At 61.0% G+C, this 16,838-nt stretch carries 15 protein-coding genes and 1 pseudogene; 12 read left to right on the forward strand and 4 right to left on the reverse strand.

Annotated elements, in window-relative coordinates; all coding sequences use genetic code 11:
* Positions 1 to 62: 62 nt before the first annotated feature.
* Positions 63 to 563 (reverse strand): thiol peroxidase, encoded by a 501-nt coding sequence (gene tpx, locus OSC50_RS13205; RefSeq protein WP_181077334.1) that lies wholly within the window; start codon positions 561 to 563, stop codon positions 63 to 65.
* Positions 564 to 722: 159 nt separating this feature from the next.
* Between tpx and OSC50_RS13210 the strand changes: the two genes are divergently transcribed.
* From OSC50_RS13210 to OSC50_RS13250, 9 genes are all read left to right on the forward strand, one after another.
* Positions 723 to 2,012 carry a glycosyltransferase gene (locus OSC50_RS13210; protein WP_253507074.1) on the forward strand — a complete coding sequence of 430 codons (1,290 nt, stop codon included), beginning with the start codon at positions 723 to 725 and terminating at the stop codon, positions 2,010 to 2,012.
* 71 nt (positions 2,013 to 2,083) lie between these two features.
* Positions 2,084 to 2,989: an AraC family transcriptional regulator gene (locus tag OSC50_RS13215; protein ID WP_181077330.1), complete on the forward strand. Its 906-nt coding sequence runs from the start codon at positions 2,084 to 2,086 to the stop codon at positions 2,987 to 2,989.
* A gap of 382 nt (positions 2,990 to 3,371) precedes the next feature.
* Entirely contained in the window at positions 3,372 to 4,643 is a 1,272-nt protein-coding gene (locus OSC50_RS13220; protein WP_370694772.1) for an ABC transporter substrate-binding protein, read from the forward strand.
* Between the two features lie 92 nt (positions 4,644 to 4,735).
* Positions 4,736 to 5,626, forward strand: a complete 891-nt coding sequence (locus OSC50_RS13225) for a carbohydrate ABC transporter permease (RefSeq protein WP_181077326.1) — start codon at positions 4,736 to 4,738, stop codon at positions 5,624 to 5,626.
* A gap of 10 nt (positions 5,627 to 5,636) precedes the next feature.
* Positions 5,637 to 6,467: a carbohydrate ABC transporter permease gene (locus OSC50_RS13230; protein WP_181077324.1), complete on the forward strand. Its 831-nt coding sequence runs from the start codon at positions 5,637 to 5,639 to the stop codon at positions 6,465 to 6,467.
* Positions 6,468 to 6,489: 22 nt separating this feature from the next.
* Complete coding sequence (locus OSC50_RS13235; protein WP_253507069.1) at positions 6,490 to 7,593, forward strand: ABC transporter ATP-binding protein; 1,104 nt, start codon at positions 6,490 to 6,492, stop codon at positions 7,591 to 7,593.
* A gap of 18 nt (positions 7,594 to 7,611) precedes the next feature.
* Entirely contained in the window at positions 7,612 to 9,093 is a 1,482-nt protein-coding gene (locus OSC50_RS13240) for a mannitol dehydrogenase family protein (protein ID WP_266249052.1), read from the forward strand.
* Between the two features lie 75 nt (positions 9,094 to 9,168).
* Positions 9,169 to 10,650, forward strand: a complete 1,482-nt coding sequence (gene xylB, locus OSC50_RS13245; protein ID WP_266249051.1) for a xylulokinase — start codon at positions 9,169 to 9,171, stop codon at positions 10,648 to 10,650.
* Positions 10,651 to 10,662: 12 nt separating this feature from the next.
* Positions 10,663 to 11,601 (forward strand): carbohydrate kinase family protein, encoded by a 939-nt coding sequence (locus tag OSC50_RS13250; RefSeq protein ID WP_266249050.1) that lies wholly within the window; start codon positions 10,663 to 10,665, stop codon positions 11,599 to 11,601.
* 112 nt (positions 11,602 to 11,713) lie between these two features.
* Here OSC50_RS13250 and OSC50_RS13255 read toward each other — a convergent pair whose 3' ends face one another.
* On the reverse strand, positions 11,714 to 11,986 hold the full coding sequence (locus tag OSC50_RS13255; RefSeq protein ID WP_181077315.1) for a DUF1652 domain-containing protein: 273 nt from the start codon (positions 11,984 to 11,986) through the stop codon (positions 11,714 to 11,716).
* A 368-nt stretch (positions 11,987 to 12,354) separates the two neighbouring features.
* Between OSC50_RS13255 and OSC50_RS13260 the strand changes: the two genes are divergently transcribed.
* Both OSC50_RS13260 and map read left to right on the forward strand, forming a co-directional pair.
* The gene (locus OSC50_RS13260) at positions 12,355 to 12,555 is read left to right on the forward strand and encodes a ParD-like family protein (protein ID WP_266249049.1); all 201 of its coding nucleotides are present in this window, start codon (positions 12,355 to 12,357) and stop codon (positions 12,553 to 12,555) included.
* Positions 12,555 to 13,316, forward strand: coding sequence for a type I methionyl aminopeptidase (map, locus tag OSC50_RS13265; protein ID WP_266249048.1), 762 nt, complete (start codon positions 12,555 to 12,557; stop codon positions 13,314 to 13,316). Before OSC50_RS13260 ends, map begins: the two co-directional genes overlap by 1 nt.
* Before the next feature lie 15 nt (positions 13,317 to 13,331).
* On the opposite strand, the gene OSC50_RS13270 is transcribed toward map, so the two are convergent.
* Positions 13,332 to 14,918 carry a RimK family ATP-grasp domain-containing protein gene (locus OSC50_RS13270; protein WP_253507054.1) on the reverse strand — a complete coding sequence of 529 codons (1,587 nt, stop codon included), beginning with the start codon at positions 14,916 to 14,918 and terminating at the stop codon, positions 13,332 to 13,334.
* Between the two features lie 94 nt (positions 14,919 to 15,012).
* Here OSC50_RS13270 and OSC50_RS13275 point away from each other — a divergent pair.
* Positions 15,013 to 15,450: pseudogene (locus OSC50_RS13275) on the forward strand (GNAT family N-acetyltransferase); the annotation flags it as partial.
* 40 nt (positions 15,451 to 15,490) lie between these two features.
* Here the strand turns inward: OSC50_RS13275 and sfnG are convergent.
* Positions 15,491 to 16,576, reverse strand: a complete 1,086-nt coding sequence (gene sfnG, locus OSC50_RS13280; protein WP_253507051.1) for a dimethylsulfone monooxygenase SfnG — start codon at positions 16,574 to 16,576, stop codon at positions 15,491 to 15,493.
* Positions 16,577 to 16,838: the final 262 nt, after the last annotated feature.

Here is a 16,838-nt window from a genome sequence, read left to right on the forward strand (position 1 = left end):
GGCCAGGCCGCAATCATGTATCAAGCGTGTTACCGCCAAGCGACAGCAATGCGCCGAAACAGTTACTTCAAAACAGCCAGGGCTGCTTCGTAGTTCGGCTCCTGGCCGATTTCCGCTACCAGCTCGCTGTGCAGCACGGTGTCGTTCTCGTCCAGCACGACGACCGCGCGGGCGGTCAGGCCTTTGAGCGGGCCGTCAGCAATGGACACGCCGTAATCAACCGCGAAATCCGAATCACGGAAATCCGACAGGCTCTTGACGTTTTCCAGGCCTTCGGCGCCGCAGAAGCGTGCCTGGGCAAATGGCAGGTCGGTGGAGATGCACAGTACCACGGCGTTGTTCAGTGCATTCGCCTGGGCGTTGAACTTGCGCACCGAAGTGGCGCAGGTCGGGGTGTCGACGCTTGGGAAGATGTTCAGCACTTTGCGCTTGCCGGCAAAGGTCGCCAGGGTTGCGTCCGACAGATCGCCGGCGGTCAGGGTGAAGTCGTGGGCCTTGGCGCCAACTTGCGGCAGTTCGCCTTCAACCTGGACGGGGTTGCCTTTGAGGGTGACTTGAGCCATGAACAGAATCCTTATGCTGAGTTTGGGTTAAACGAATTCGAGAGGCCGAAGTTAACCACAAAGTACGGTGACCACCTACCGCCGGACACAAATTGTCATGTCGTCGGTTGTGGTTTAATTGCGCGCCTTTCGCCCTGCCCTGCAAGGAAACCGTTGTCGATGAAGTCGCCTGCTACCCGAGTCCTGGTCATTGGTTACGTCTGGCCGGAGCCGCGCTCCTCGGCTGCGGGCGGGCATATGATGCAGATCCTCGAAACTTTTCTGACGCAAGGTTGGGACATCACCTTCAGCAGCCCCGCCGCACTCGGCGAGCACAAGGCCGACCTGTCGGCGCTGGGCATCGCCGAATGCGCCATCGAGCTCAATAACAGCAGTTTCGATGACTTTGTCCGCGAACTGGCCCCGGATATCGTGCTGTTCGACCGTTTCATGATGGAGGAGCAGTTCGGCTGGCGCGTCGAAAAGCACTGCCCGAACGCCCTGCGCGTGCTCGAGACATCCGACCTGCAGAGCCTGCGCGACGCTCGCCATCAGCGCCTGAAGGCGCGCCTCAAGGCCGAGCCCGACAGCGATGACTTTGCCGACCTGTTCGCCCCGGCCCTGGCCGAGGAGTTCCAGCACATGGCCGACACCGACCTGGCCAAGCGCGAAATTGCCGCGATCTACCGATGCGACATCAGCCTGATGATCTCCGACGTGGAAATCCGCCTGCTCACCGAGCAGTTCAAGGTGCCGGCCACCCTGCTCCACTGGTGCCCGCTGATGCTCGAGCCGCCGAGCGAGCCGTTCACGCCGTTTGAAGACCGCGCGCACTTTCTCAGCATCGGTAACTTTCGCCACGCCCCCAACTGGGACGCGGTGCTATGGATGAAGAACAGCCTGTGGCCGCTGATCCGTCAGCATCTGCCGGGCGCCCAGTTACATATTTATGGCTCCTACACCCCGCCCAAGGCCACTGCCCTGCACAACCCGGCACAGGGCTTTCATGTCATGAACTGGGCTGAAGATGCGCTGCAAGTCATGAGCGCTGCGCGCATTTGCCTGGCGCCGCTGCGCTTTGGCGCGGGCATCAAGGGCAAGCTGGTCGATGCCATGCTGTGTGGCACGCCAAACGTGACCACGCCGATCGGCGCCGAAGCCATGGGCGACGAGCAACCATGGCCGGGAGCCATCGCCACAGATGCCAATGCACTGGCCATCGCTGCCGTAGCCCTGTATCAAGACCGCGGGCGCTGGAATCGGGCGCAGAACGACGGCCGCAACCTGATTGCCCGCCGTTACGATCAGGCGGTCCATGGCCCGGCACTGATCGAATGCCTGCAACAATGCCGCCACCACCTCGCGGCCCATCGCCGCGACAACTTCACCGGCAGCATGCTGCGCCACCACGCGCATAAAAGTACTCAGTACATGGCACAGTGGATCGAGGCGAAAAACCGCAACGTGTAAACACAGACGTTGGCGACGTGGTGCACAAGGGGCATTATCCTACGCAGCGACCACAATAAAGCGACGGCAGCATGACCCGAGCAACGCGCATCACCGACCCTTCCTACGAGCTGATGGACGATCACAACGGTCTGTCCATCATCTATCGCCAGCATGGTTTCCCCTGCCCGCTGGTGCGCTGGCATTTCCACAAGGAATACGAACTGCACCTGATCGTCGCCAGCTCCGGCAAGGTGTTTATCGGCGACTATATCGGCAACTTCTACCCCGAGAGCCTGTTCCTCACCGGCCCCAACCTGCCCCACAACTGGATCAGCCAAGTGGAGGAAGACGAAGTGGTGCCCAAGCGCGACATGCTGGTGAACTTCACCGATGAACTGCTTGAACAGGGCAGCCATATTTTCGCCGAACTCAAAAACCTCGCGCCGCTGCTGGAGCGCGCGCAGTCGGGTATTGAGTTTCGCTGCAAGCACACCATCGCCCAGGCCATGGCCTTGATGCAGCGCATCGAGGACGCCCAGGGCATGGCGCGCCTGGGGCATTTCTTTATCCTGTTGGACGTATTGAGCGCGTGTGACGACTACCAACTGCTGTCCGGTGTGACCGCACCGCAAACGGCCGACGAACACAGCATCGACCGCACCAACCGCGCGGTGGACTACATTTTTGCCCACTACGCACGGGAGTTGCCGCTCGAAGAAGTCGCCGAGCACCTGGGCATGAAACCCACCTACTTCTCCCGGGTGTTCAAACAGGCCACCGGGCGTACGTTTATCGAATTCGTCAATCGGCTGCGCATCAGCAAGTCCTGCGAGCTGCTGGCCGATGGCGATAAGGCCGTGACGGATGTGTGCTTTGAGTCCGGCTTCAATAACATCTCCAACTTCAACCGACGCTTTCAACAGCTCAAGGGCATGACCCCGTCCCATTACCGGCGACTGGCGGTACAACGCTTGACCGAGCAGAACCTGGCCTGAGGGTGACCGTTCACTGGCTGATATTAAAGGTTAAGTACTGCACTGATCGTTCCCACGCTCCCGCGTGGGAATGCAGCCCGTGACGCTCCGCGTCGCCTGTGCGCGGTAGCCTGAGCTTGCGGCGCTGGGCGGGACGCGGAGCGTCCCAGGAGGCGTTACCACGCGGAGCGTGGGAACGATCATGCTGAGTGCAAAAAAGTATCAGTCCCAGTGTTCCCAAGGATTTGTCACACCGCCAATTGAAGGCTGTAATCAACGCACACTCTTCCTGACTCCCTGTAGGAAGACACAACAACAATAACTGTCCTTCTGCAGCCCCCAGGGCGCGGAAATGGAGTGCGCGATGAAGTTCACAGCAAAAGCACTGCTTGTCTCCACCTGCATGACCCTCAGCGCCGTCAGCTTCGGCGCGCAGACCCTGACCATTGCCACCGTCAATAACAGCGACATGATCCGCATGCAGAAGCTCTCGAAAACGTTCGAAGCCGAGCATCCGGAAATCAAGCTGAACTGGGTGGTGCTCGAAGAAAACGTGCTGCGCCAGCGTCTGACTACCGACATTGCCACCCAGGGCGGGCAGTTCGATGTGTTGACCATCGGCATGTACGAAGCCGCACTCTGGGGCGCCAAGGGCTGGCTGGAGCCGATGAAGGACTTGCCGGCGTCCTACGACCTGGACGATGTGTTCCCTTCGGTGCGTGACGGGTTGTCTGTCAAGGGTTCGCTGTATGCCCTGCCGTTCTACGCCGAAAGCTCGATCACCTACTACCGCACCGACCTGTTTAAGGACGCCGGGCTGACCATGCCCGAGCACCCGACCTGGAGCCAGATCGGCGAATTCGCCGGCAAACTCACCGACAAGAGCAAAGAGCAATACGGTCTGTGCCTGCGCGGCAAAGCCGGTTGGGGCGAGAACATGGCACTGATCACCACCTTGGCCAATGGCTACGGTGCGCGCTGGTTCGATGAAAAATGGCAGCCTGAATTCAATGGCCCGGAATGGAAGAACGCGCTGAACTTCTACGTCGACAACATGAAGAAATCCGGCCCGCCAGGGGCTTCCAGCAACGGTTTCAACGAAAACCTGGCGCTGTTCAACAGCGGCAAGTGTGCGATCTGGGTGGATGCCAGCGTCGCCGGCTCGTTCGTCACCGACAAGAGCCAAAGCAAAGTGTCCGAGCACGTCGGCTTCACTTTCGCGCCCCATGAAACCACCGATAAGGGCACCTCGTGGCTGTACTCCTGGAGCCTGGCGATCCCGACCAGTTCCAAGGCCAAAGACGCCGCCAAGGTGTTCACCAGTTGGGCGACATCCAAGGAATACAGCCAGTTGGTGGCCAAGACCGACGGCATTGCCAACGTACCGCCAGGTACGCGCAAGTCGACCTACAGCGATGAGTACATGAAGGCTGCGCCGTTCGCCAAGGTCACGCTGGAATCGTTGAAAGTCGCCGATCCGACCAAGCCGACGCTCAAGCCGGTGCCGTATATCGGGATCCAGTTGGTGACCATTCCCGAGTTCCAGGCGATCGGTACCCAGGTCGGTAAGTTCTTCTCCGGTGCGCTGACCGGTCAGCAGACGGTTGATGCAGCATTGACTGCGGCGCAGACCACCACCGAGCGGGAAATGAAGCGGGCCGGTTACCCTAAATAACCTGAGCCTCACCACAGTCAACTGTGGGAGGGGGCTTGCCCCTCCTGCATTGACCGCACTCCGATCCTTGCTCCGCACTGGCCTTGATTACCATGAAAACACCTGCCAAAAACCGCCTGGCCAACCCCGGCTGGTTTCTCGTCAGCCCCTCGGTGGCCCTCTTGCTGCTGTGGATGATCGTGCCGCTGGGCATGACCCTGTACTTTTCGCTGATCCGCTACAACCTGCTCTACCCCGGCGAGAACGAATTCGTCGGGCTGGAAAACTTCACCTATTTCATCACCGACTCCGGCTTCCTGCCCGGCGCCACCAACACGTTGTTGCTGGTCGGCAGCGTGCTGTTGATCAGCGTGGTGTTCGGCGTGTTGATCAGTGCGCTGCTGGAGGCCAGTGAGTTCTTCGGTCGCGGCCTGGTGCGGGTGCTGCTGATTTCACCGTTTTTCATCATGCCCACGGTCGGCGCGCTGATCTGGAAAAACCTGATTTTCCACCCGGTGTCGGGGGTGCTCGCCGCCGTGTGGAAACTGTTCGGCGCCGAGCCGGTGGACTGGCTGGCGCATTACCCGCTGCTGTCGATCATCATCATTGTGTCGTGGCAATGGCTGCCCTTCGCGATCCTGCTGCTGATGACCGCCATGCAGTCCCTCGATCAGGAACAAAAGGAAGCCGCGCGCCTGGACGGTGCCGGCGCCATCGCGATTTTCTGGCACCTGACCCTGCCGCACCTGGCGCGTCCGATTGCCGTGGTGGTGATGATCGAGACCATTTTCCTGCTCTCGGTGTTCGCTGAAATCTTCACCACCACCAACGGTGGTCCGGGCTACGCCTCGACCAACCTCGCCTACCTGATCTACAACCAGGCGCTGGTGCAGTTCGACGTGGGCATGGCCTCGGCCGGCGGCTTGATCGCCGTGGTCATCGCCAATATCGCGGCGATCATCCTGGTGCGGATGATCGGCAAAAACCTGACTGACAAGCCTTGAGGGCCGCGCCATGACGCTTCAACAATCCCGTCGCCTGCAAAGCCTGCTGCTCGGCACGCTGGCCTGGGCCATCGCGATCGTGATTTTCTTCCCGATCTTCTGGATGGTGCTCACCAGCTTCAAGACCGAAATCGACGCCTTCGCCACGCCGCCGCAGTTCATCTTCACGCCGACCCTGGAGAACTACCTGCACATCAACGAGCGCAGCAACTACTTCAGCTACGCGTGGAACTCGGTGTTGATTTCCTTCAGCGCCACCGCGCTGTGCCTGCTGATCTCGGTGCCGGCGGCCTACTCCATGGCGTTCTACGAAACCCAGCGCACCAAGCGCACGTTGCTGTGGATGCTGTCCACCAAGATGCTGCCACCGGTGGGCGTGCTGATGCCGATCTACCTGCTGGCCAAGAGTTTCGGCCTGTTGGACACGCGCCTGGCGCTGATCGTGATCTACACCCTGATCAACCTGCCGATCGTAGTATGGATGGTGTACACCTACTTCAAAGACATTCCCAAGGACATCCTCGAAGCCGCGCGCCTGGACGGCGCAACCCTGTGGCAGGAGATGGTCCGCGTGCTGCTGCCGATCGCCAAGGGCGGCCTGGCGTCCACCGTGCTGCTGTCGCTGATCCTGTGCTGGAACGAAGCGTTCTGGTCGTTGAACCTGACCTCATCGAATGCTGCGCCATTGACCGCCCTGATCGCCTCTTACTCCAGCCCCGAAGGCTTGTTCTGGGCCAAATTGTCCGCCGTCTCGACCCTGGCCTGCGCGCCGATCCTGATCTTTGGCTGGATCAGCCAGAAACAGCTGGTGCGCGGCCTGTCCTTCGGCGCGGTTAAATAATAATTCCTAGCGGAGGCCCATCATGGCCAACCTGAAAATCAAGAATCTGCAAAAAGGCTTCGAAGGCTTCTCGATCATCAAGGGCATCGACCTGGAAGTGAACGACAAGGAGTTTGTGGTCTTCGTCGGTCCGTCGGGCTGCGGTAAATCCACGCTGCTGCGCCTGATCGCCGGCCTGGAGGAAGTCAGCGACGGCACCATCGAACTGGACGGGCGCGACATCACCGAAGTAACCCCGGCCAAGCGCGACCTGGCCATGGTGTTCCAGACCTATGCGCTGTACCCGCACATGAGCGTGCGCAAGAACATGTCGTTTGCCCTCGACCTGGCCGGCGTCGATAAAAAGCTGGTGGACAGCAAGGTCAGCGAAGCGGCGCGCATCCTCGAACTGGGCCCGCTGTTGGAGCGCAAGCCTAAGCAGCTGTCCGGCGGCCAGCGCCAGCGCGTGGCCATCGGCCGGGCGATTGTGCGCAACCCCAAGATCTTTTTGTTCGACGAACCGCTGTCCAACCTGGACGCCGCCCTGCGCGTGCAGATGCGCCTGGAGCTGGCGCGCCTGCATAAAGAGCTGCAGGCGACCATGATCTACGTGACCCACGACCAGGTCGAAGCGATGACCCTGGCGGACAAAGTCGTGGTGCTCAACAGCGGCCGCATCGAACAGGTCGGCTCGCCGCTGGAGCTATATCACCAGCCGGCCAACCTGTTTGTGGCCGGGTTTCTGGGCACGCCGAAGATGGGGTTTCTCAAGGGCAAGGTCAGCCGGGTGAGTGGTCAGGACTGTGATGTGCAGTTGGACGCCGGCACCCTGGTGACCCTGCCGTTGAGCGGCGCCAGCCTGAGCGTCGGCAGCGCGGTGACCCTGGGCATTCGGCCGGAACACCTGGAAATCGCCACGCCGGGGCAAACCAGCCTGACGGTGACGGCCGACGTCGGCGAGCGCCTGGGCAGTGACACGTTCTGTCACGTCATCACCGCCAATGGCGAGCCGCTGACCATGCGCATCCGTGGCGATATGGCCAGCCAATACGGCGAGACGCTGCAATTGCACCTGGACCCGACGCACTGCCACCTGTTCGATACCGATGGCAACGCCGTGGCCCGCCCACTGCGCGCCGCCGCCTGATTTCGCGAGTATTACGCTATGAAGCTGAATAAACAGAACCTTACCCAGCTGGCGCCGGAAGTCCGAGTGCCGGCCTACGCCATCGCCAGCACCTCCCAGGGCATCGCCCATATCGGCGTCGGCGGCTTTCATCGCGCGCACCAGGCGTACTACACCGATGCGCTGATGAACACCGGCGAAGGCCTGGACTGGAGCATCTGCGGCGTCGGCCTGCGCGCCGAGGACCGCAGGGCCCGCGACGACCTGGCCGGCCAGGATTATCTGTTCACCCTGTATGAGCTGGGCGACACCGACGACACCGAAGTGCGCGTGATCGGTTCGATCAGCGACATGCTGCTGGCCGAAGACAGCCCCCAGGCGCTGATCGACAAACTGGCCGAGCCCGCGATCCGCATCGTCTCGCTGACCATCACCGAAGGCGGCTACTGCATCGACGACAGCAACGGCGAGTTCATGGCCCATCTGCCGCAGATCCAGCACGACCTGGCGCATCCCGCCGCGCCGAAAACCGTGTTCGGGTTTATCTGCGCCGCACTCACCCAGCGGCGTGCCGCCGGCATCCCGGCGTTTACCGTGATGTCCTGCGATAACCTGCCGCACAACGGCGCCGTCACCCGCAAGGCGCTGCTGGCCTTCGCCGCCCTGCGCGATACCGAACTGCATGACTGGATCGCGGCCAACGTAAGCTTCCCGAACGCCATGGTCGATCGCATCACACCCATGACCAGCACCGCGCACCGTCTGCAACTGCACGACGAACACGCTATCGACGATGCGTGGCCGGTGGTGTGCGAGCCGTTTGTGCAATGGGTGCTGGAAGACAAATTCGTCAATGGCCGACCGGCCTGGGAAAAAGTCGGCGTGCAGTTCACCGACGACGTCACGCCTTACGAAGAAATGAAGATCGGCCTGCTCAACGGCAGCCACCTGGCCCTGACCTATTTGGGTTTTCTCAAGGGCTATCGGTTTGTCCACGAAACCATGAACGACCCGTTATTCGTGGCCTATATGCGCGCCTATATGGACCTGGACGTCACGCCGAATCTCGCGCCGGTGCCAGGCATCGATCTGACCCAGTACAAGCAGACCCTGGTCGATCGCTTCTCCAACCAGGCCATCGCCGACCAGTTGGAACGGGTGTGTTCGGATGGCTCGTCGAAGTTTCCCAAGTTCACCGTGCCGACCGTCAACCGCTTGATTGCCGATGGCCGCGAGACCGAGCGCGCGGCCCTGGTGGTAGCCGCCTGGGCCCTGTATCTCAAAGGTGTGGATGAGAACGGCGCGCGCTACAACATTCCCGATCCGCGTGCGGCGTTCTGTCAGAGCCTGGTGACTGACGATGCGCTGATCAGCCGGCGCCTGCTTGGGGTGGAAGAGATTTTCGGCGCGGCTATTCCCAATTCGCCTGCGTTTGTGGCAGCGTTTGAGCGGTGTTTTGTCAGCTTGCGCGATAACGGCGTGACCAAAACCCTGCAGCAGTTACTGAAGAAACCGGCTTAGAAATGTGGGATGGGCAAGCCCCCTCCCATATTGGGATAGCATTTAACGTCCAACAATAATGCTGAGCACACCCTCATGACCCAGCAAAACCTGTTCCTCGGCATCGATTGCGGTACCCAGGGCACCAAAGCCATCGTCCTCGACGCGTCCAGCGGCCAGGTCCTGGGCCTTGGCGCTGCGCCCCATACCCTGATCAGCGGTGCCAACGGCCGTCGCGAACAGCACACTCAGGAATGGCTGGATGCGTTCACTGCGGCCACCCATCGTGCCCTGCAACAAGCCGGTGTCGACGGCCAGGCCATCCTCGGCATTGGCGTATCCGGCCAGCAGCACGGCCTGGTGCTGCTGGATGAGCACGGCCAGGTACTGCGCCCGGCCAAGCTGTGGTGCGACACCGAGACGACCGCCGAGAATGACCGCCTGCTGGCGCACCTCGGCGGCGAGCGTGGTTCGCTGGAACGCCTGGGCGTGGCGATCGCACCGGGCTACACCGTCTCCAAACTGTTGTGGACGCGCGAACAGCACCCGGAGCTCTTCGCCCGCATCGCCCATATCCTGCTGCCCCACGATTACCTCAACTACTGGCTCACCGGCCGCGCCGTCGCCGAGTATGGCGATGCGTCGGGCACCGGTTACTTCAATGTGCGCCGCCGTGAGTGGGATGTGGAGCTGCTTCGGCACATCGACCCGAGCGGCCGCCTGGACCAGGCGCTGCCGCCGTTGATCGAGGCCGATCAAAGCGTCGGCACGATCCTGCCGGCCATCGCCGAGCGGTTGGGCATCAACCCCCATGCCGTGGTCTCCAGCGGCGGCGGCGACAATATGATGGGCGCCATCGGCACCGGCAATATTGCGCCGGGGGTGATTACCATGAGCCTGGGCTCGTCCGGCACCGTATATGCCTTTGCCGAGCAGCCCAACGTCAGCCCGCAGGCTTCGGTGGCGACGTTCTGTTCTTCCAGCGGCGGCTGGTTGCCGTTGATCTGCACCATGAACCTGACCAACGCCACCGGCGTGATCCGCGAGCTGTTCGAGCTGGACCTGCCTGCCTTCAATGCCTTGGTCGAACGCGCGCCCATCGGCGCCGACGGTGTGAGCATGCTGCCGTTTCTCAACGGCGAACGCGTACCCGCCCTGCCCCACGCCAGCGGCAGCCTGCATGGCCTGACCATGACCAACCTGACCCGCGCCAACCTGTGCCGAGCGGTGGTCGAGGGCACGACCTTCGGCCTGCGCTACGGGCTCGACCTGCTGCGCCAGACCGGCCTGCAAAGCCAGAGCATCCGCTTGATCGGCGGCGGCTCGAAAAGCCCGGTGTGGCGCCAGATGGTCGCGGATATCATGCACACCGAAGTGATCTGCACCGAACAAAGCGAGGCCGCCGCCCTCGGCGCAGCCATCCAAGCGGCGTGGAGCCAGACCGGCGAATCCCTGGCCAGCCTCTGCGACAGATGCGTGAGCGTCGACCCGGCCAGCCGTACCGTGCCGGTGGCGGCCCATGTCAGCGCCTATCAACAGGCTTACGAGCGCTATCAGCAACTCGTGGCAACCCTTTAAGAGCGAGCGATTATGTATCTGGTGTGTGGTGAAGCGCTGTTCGATTTCTTCAGCGAGGAAGATGCCAGCGGCAAGGCGTCGAAGGTCAATTACAAGGCAATTGCCGGTGGGTCGCCGTTCAACGTAGCCGTGGGCCTGCGCCGCCTGGGCATCGACGCAGCGCTGTTCGGCGGGTTGTCCAGCGATTTCCTCGGTCGGCGCCTGCTGCAGGTGCTGCGGGACGAAGGCGTCAGCGAGGATTACCTGGTGGAGTTCGCCGCGCCGACCACCCTGGCGATGGTCGCCGTGGGTGCCAACGGCTCGCCGCAGTACAGTTTTCGCGGCGACGGCTGCGCCGACCGGCAATTGCAGCCAAGCCATTTACCGCAACTGGGCGACAATGTGCGTGGATTGCATGTGGGGTCATTCTCGCTGGTCGTGCAACCGATCGGCGACACCCTGCTGAGCCTGGTCAAGCGCGAAAGCGGCCAGCGTCTGATCAGCCTCGACCCCAATGTACGGCTCAACCCCCAGCCGGATATCCAACTATGGCGCGACCGCGTCGCCGAACTGGTCAAGCATGTCGACCTGATCAAGGTCAGTGACGAAGACCTGCATCTGCTCTATCCCGGCCAATCGCCGGAAAGCGTCCTGCAAGGCTGGTTGCAGCACCGTTGTCAGTTGGTGTTCCTGACCCGCGGCGGCGATGGCGCCACTGTGTTCAGTCGCCAGCATGGCAGCTGGTCGCAACCGGCGCTGGACATTGTGATGGCCGACACTGTGGGCGCCGGCGATACCTTCCAGGCAGCATTGATTGCCTGGCTGACCGAGCATCACCTGGATTCGGTGCACGGCCTGCAACAGCTGAGCCGCGCACAGATCGACGCCATGCTGGGCTTTGCCATTCGCGCATCCGCGCTGACCTGCACCAAGACCGGCCCCGACCTGCCGTATCGCCAGCAGTTGGGCTGAACATCCGCATTCGACTGTGAATCCGGGGTTCTGCGATCCACGGATTTGCAACGTAGAGGGCCTGGAGTTAATCCAGGCCCGAGGTTTTCATGCTGCCCGCTCGCCCGCCGACCTAGTAGTAATAGCCGCGTGCGCCTGCTCTTTGCAACGTGGGCTGGTGGAGTTGTTCCAGGTCCTTACGTAACCCGATCACCAACTCGCAGATGGCTCGACTGCTGACGAGGTCTTGCGCCTTGATCCCTTTGACCTCCAGGTCGACCCGATCACGGTTGCTGTCGTCGTAGACCTTGATCGTCAACGAAGCGTCTTCGGCTTTGGTGCACTCGCACCGCCTGGGCAGGAAACTTCCTTCAATAATGCTGCGTAATTCAAGTTCCGAAAACATGGCCAACCTCTCCTTTTTTCAATAGCCAACAGATTGTTGTCGTTATGCCAGGCATAAGCCTGCGGCGTCTTACCGGCCTTGGAAGACGCCATCACTGTGCAAGCGTACTTGGCAAAACAGCTTCGCGTTGTAACCTTTCCTCATAAGCAGGCCAGGGTTTTATATAACTAAAATTTGAACTTCCTGGGGCCGTTTAAAACGTCGGCGAATAGGCACGATTAAACGTTTAACCCAGCGGCCGCAGTCGTCCGCCGGGGCTTTCAGCAACATATCGAAACTATTCATCAGCGCGCAGATCGTTTCTGCGCGGCTTTACGCTAATATACGAAACGTATACGCTGCGTATATCCAACCGCACAGTGAATCCCATGGGCATCGTTAAGATCACCGATCAACTGCACGAACAATTACGCCTGGCCAGCGCAACGATGGACCGCTCCATCAACGCCCAGGCCGAGTTCTGGATCAAGGTCGGCCTGCTCGCCGAACTGAACCCCACCCTGAGCTACAACGACCTGATCAACAAACTGCTGCTGGACAAACCTGAGCTGATCCGGGGGCGCAGCTGATGATCAAGACCGCCGCTCAACTGGCCGTGATGCGTGAATCCGGTCGGCTGCTGGCCCAGGTGTTCGACATGCTCGACGGCTGCGTCGCCGCCGGCTGCTCGACCCTGGAGCTGGACACGGCCGTCGAAGCCTTCATCCGCAACGACCTGCAGGCCCGCCCTGCCAGCCTCGGCCAGTACGACTATCCGTTCTGCATCAACACCTCGATCAACGAGGTGGTCTGCCATGGCATGCCCAGCGCCAGGGATGTGCTCAAGGACGGTGACATCATCAACATCGACATCACCCTGGAAAAAGGTGGCTTTATCGCCGACGCCAGCAAGATGTATATGGTCGGCACTGTCGCGCCCAAAGCCCGGCGCCTGGTGGAGACGACCTTCGAGGCGATGTGGGCCGGTATCCGCCAGGTCAAGCCCGGTGCGCGCCTGGGCGATATCGGTCACGCCATTCAGAGCCATGCCCAGGCCAATGGCTACAGCGTGGTGCGCGAATACTGCGGCCATGGCATCGGCCGGCAAATGCACGAAGAACCGCAGATCCTGCACTTCGGCCGCCCCGGCACCGGGCTGGAGCTGCGTGAAGGCATGGTGTTCACCATCGAACCGATGCTTAACCAGGGCAGCGCCAAGGTGCGCAGTCTCAAGGATGGCTGGACGGTGGTGACCAGGGACAACAGCCTGTCGGCCCAATGGGAACACACCGTGGCGGTGACAGCGGACGGCTACGAAGTCCTGACCCTCCAGCGATCGTCCATCCCATAACCGGTGGCACGCTCGTTACCAGACCTGGCCCTGGCGTTTCAACTCCAGACGCCGCACGAACTCCTCCAGCACCAGGCTGTAGAGATCGTCTTGTAGATAGGCATCCTCGATGCCGGCGTCCAGGTTGGGGTTGTCGTTCACCTCGATCACCACGACTTTGTCGCCAGACTGCTTGAGGTCGACACCGTAGAGACCGTCGCCGATCAGGTTGGCGGTCTTCACCGCCAGGTCCACCACCGCCTTGGGTGCTTCGTGTACCGCCAGCGTGCGGCATTCACCGTTGATCGCTGCGCCGATGGCCTTGTGGTTGTAGATCTGCCAATGGCCCTTGGACATAAAGTACTGGCAGGCAAAGATCGGTTTGCGGTTGAGCACGCCGATACGCCAGTCGTACTCGGTGTAGAAAAACTCCTGGGCCAGCAGCAGCACCGAATGCTCGAACAGTTCAGCAGTGGCCTTGAGCAGCGCGGCCTGGCTCTCGACCTTGATGACACCGCGCGAAAAACAGCCGTCGGGGATCTTCAACACCAACGGAAACCCCAGGCGTTCGCCGACCCGTTCAAAATCCTGCGGTCGCTCCTTGTACAGAATCTCGGTAGCGGGCATGCCCAATTGGTGGCTGTTGAGCAGGTCGGTAAGGTAGACCTTGTTGGTGCAGCGCAAGATCGACGTCGGGTCGTCCATCACCACCAGCCCTTCGCTTTCAGCTTTCTTGGCGAAACGGTAGGTATGGTTGTCGACGCTGGTGGTCTCGCGGATCAATAAGGCGTCGTATTCGGCCAGGCGCGCGTAATCCTTGCGCTCGATCAGTTCCACGTCGATGCCCAGGCCCCTGCCCACTCGGATGAAGTTGTTCAGGGCTTGGGCGTTGGACGGCGGCAACTGTTCATGGGGATCGTGCAGGATCGCCAGATCATACCGGGCCAGGCGCCGCGAACGCGGCTGGCGCCAAATCCTGCGGCTGAAGTTGTCGAGGGCATGGGCGAAATGATCTTCCTGATCGTCGCGCAACTTATGCAATACACCAGACTTCACCCCAACGATATGCCAGCCGTTGTGCTTTTTGAACTCAACTAAGAGGATTGGACAGGGGAACGCTTCAAATAACTGGCGGGCCAATTCCTGTAACGCCTCAATCGGCGTTCGGCCGAAATAAAGCGTCAGCGTAAAACCCTCGGTACTACTGTAAAGATGATGGCTCAGGGTTTTATCGAGCACTCTGTCCAGATCATCCAACGCCAAGCCATACAGTGACTTTCTGGCCAGTTCGCTGATGGTGCGCACGGAAGGAATCACTTTGTGCCCACGCGCTTCGGCCAGCAACGAACAATAGTAGCCATGCCCCAGATACTTGTAGCTGCGGCACAGGTTGATGACCTGCACACGTTTGCCCGTCTCGTTCTGGCGCGTCTGTTCCAGGTATTCCTGGGCGGTGATCATCTCTTCGCTGGGCAAGTAAGACGCCCAATCTTCCTTGCGCTCCACAATAATCACGACTTGACTCGCGGCTTTCGGCACTTGTGCAAAATAACGAGGGGAAGTGATTGTCGCCGCGCAGCTTTGCTCGGATACTTCACGCCAATGACTGTGTACCGCCGACATAATATTTGATCCGCTTTAGAGAACTGGACCTTTTCTATTAAGCACGATCTTTTTGAGAAGTCCCGTTTCATTACGCAACTTTTACGGTGGTTATATGACCCTTTGCTTTCGCATTGCAACGCTCGATGACATACCTGCACTAACAGCGTTGGAACAACAATGTTTTACCGGCGACCGGCTGTCGCCCCGCAGTTTTCGCTGGATGGTCCGTCGCGCCAATGGCCAATTATGGCTGGCGGAACGTGACGCCCAATTGCAAGGGTACGCGCTGGTGCTGCTGCGTCGCGGCAGTGCCGTGGCGCGGCTGTATTCCATCGCTATTGCCGAGCCCGCACGAGGGTTGGGCTTGGGTGCGCAGTTGTTAGCGCGGATCGAAGCCTGCGGCGTGCAACACCGCTGCACCCGACTGCGGCTGGAGGTGCGCACGGACAACCTCGGCGCGCTGGCCCTGTATGAACGCAGGGGCTATCGACGGCTTGCGTGCACGCCGGACTATTACGAGGACAACTGCGCGGCGTTGCGGCTGGAGAAGGTGCTTGCCGCGCAGTGATTAGCGCGCTCGCCGCTGGTCGTCACGCCACCTGCCTGACCCCCGCCTTGGCCTCCAGTTCGCGCACCAGCGGCAATACACGCTTGCCGAAATACTCCACTTCTTCCTGAAAGTGCAGGAACCCCGCCAGCACCAGGTCCACGCCCACGGCCTTAAGGGCGACGATGCGTTCGGCGATCTGTTGCGGCGTGCCGATCAGGTTGGTCTTGAAGCCGTCGTTGTACTGCACCAGGTCTTCAAAGCTGGATTTGGCCCAGTTGCCCTCGCCTTCGGGCGAGGCTTTGCCCGCTTGCCGGGCCGCGTCACCGAAGGCGTTCACGGCTTGCAGGTCGGCCTTGTCGATGATTTCCGCCAGCACGGCGCGGGCCTGCTCCTCGGTGTCGCGGGCGATCACAAAGGCGTTCACTCCGATTTTGACCGAATGGTTGTTGGCCGATGCCTTGGCGCGAATATCGTCGACCTGGGCCTTGATGCCTTCCAGGGTGTTGCCGTTGGTGAAGTACCAGTCCGACACCCGCGCCGCCATGTCCCGCGCTGCCCGCGAGCTGCCGCCCTGGAACACTTCCGGCTGGCCCAGAGGCTTAGGCTTGAGGGTGTAGTTGTTGAATCGGTAGAAATCGCCCTTGAAGGTGAAATTGTCCTGGGTCCAGATGCCCTTGAGGGCTTGAATGAATTCTTCGGAGCGGCGATAGCGCTCATCGTGCTCCAGCCAAGGCTCGCCGATGGCCTGGAACTCGCCCTTGAACCAACCGCTGACGATATTGACCGCGATACGGCCGTTGGTGAGCTGGTCGATGGTTGCCAGTTGCTTGGCCGCCAACGCCGGCTGCCAAGGACCCGGCAGGATCGCGGCGATCACCTTGAGCCGGGTGGTGGCGGCCAGCAGGGCATGGCTGAACGCCACGGATTCATGCTGGCTCTCGGCGCCGTAGCCGGCGGTAAAGCGGATCTGGGTCAGGCCATACTCGAAGCCCGCCGCCTCGGCCAGTTGCGCCAGCTTACGGTTGTAGTCGATCCCCCAGTCGGTGCGCTGCGCAATCTTGCTGACCACCAACCCACCGCTGACGTTGGGCACCCAATAGGCAAATTTCACGGCTTGCTGACTCATCGAACGGCACCTCGTACCAAGGAATGTACCGAGGGGTTGAGCAGCAAGTGTGCCAGCCCAGGCAAACGCCCGTGCCAGGCCGTCTGCGCGGGTCATTCAACCCGACGATCGCCTGGCCGCAACTGTCGCGGTTGAGGCCGTTTTGTCGAATCGCTGTTGCCGGAACAACAGCAGAGCGCCCCGCTCCCCCATAAACAGTGGGCTCGGCGCCCGGCACGGACTGTGCAAACACACGAGCCACCGATCACTGCCCAGGAACCGT

Source organism: Pseudomonas quebecensis (genome assembly GCF_026410085.1).
Taxonomy (GTDB): Bacteria; Pseudomonadota; Gammaproteobacteria; order Pseudomonadales; family Pseudomonadaceae; genus Aquipseudomonas; species Aquipseudomonas quebecensis.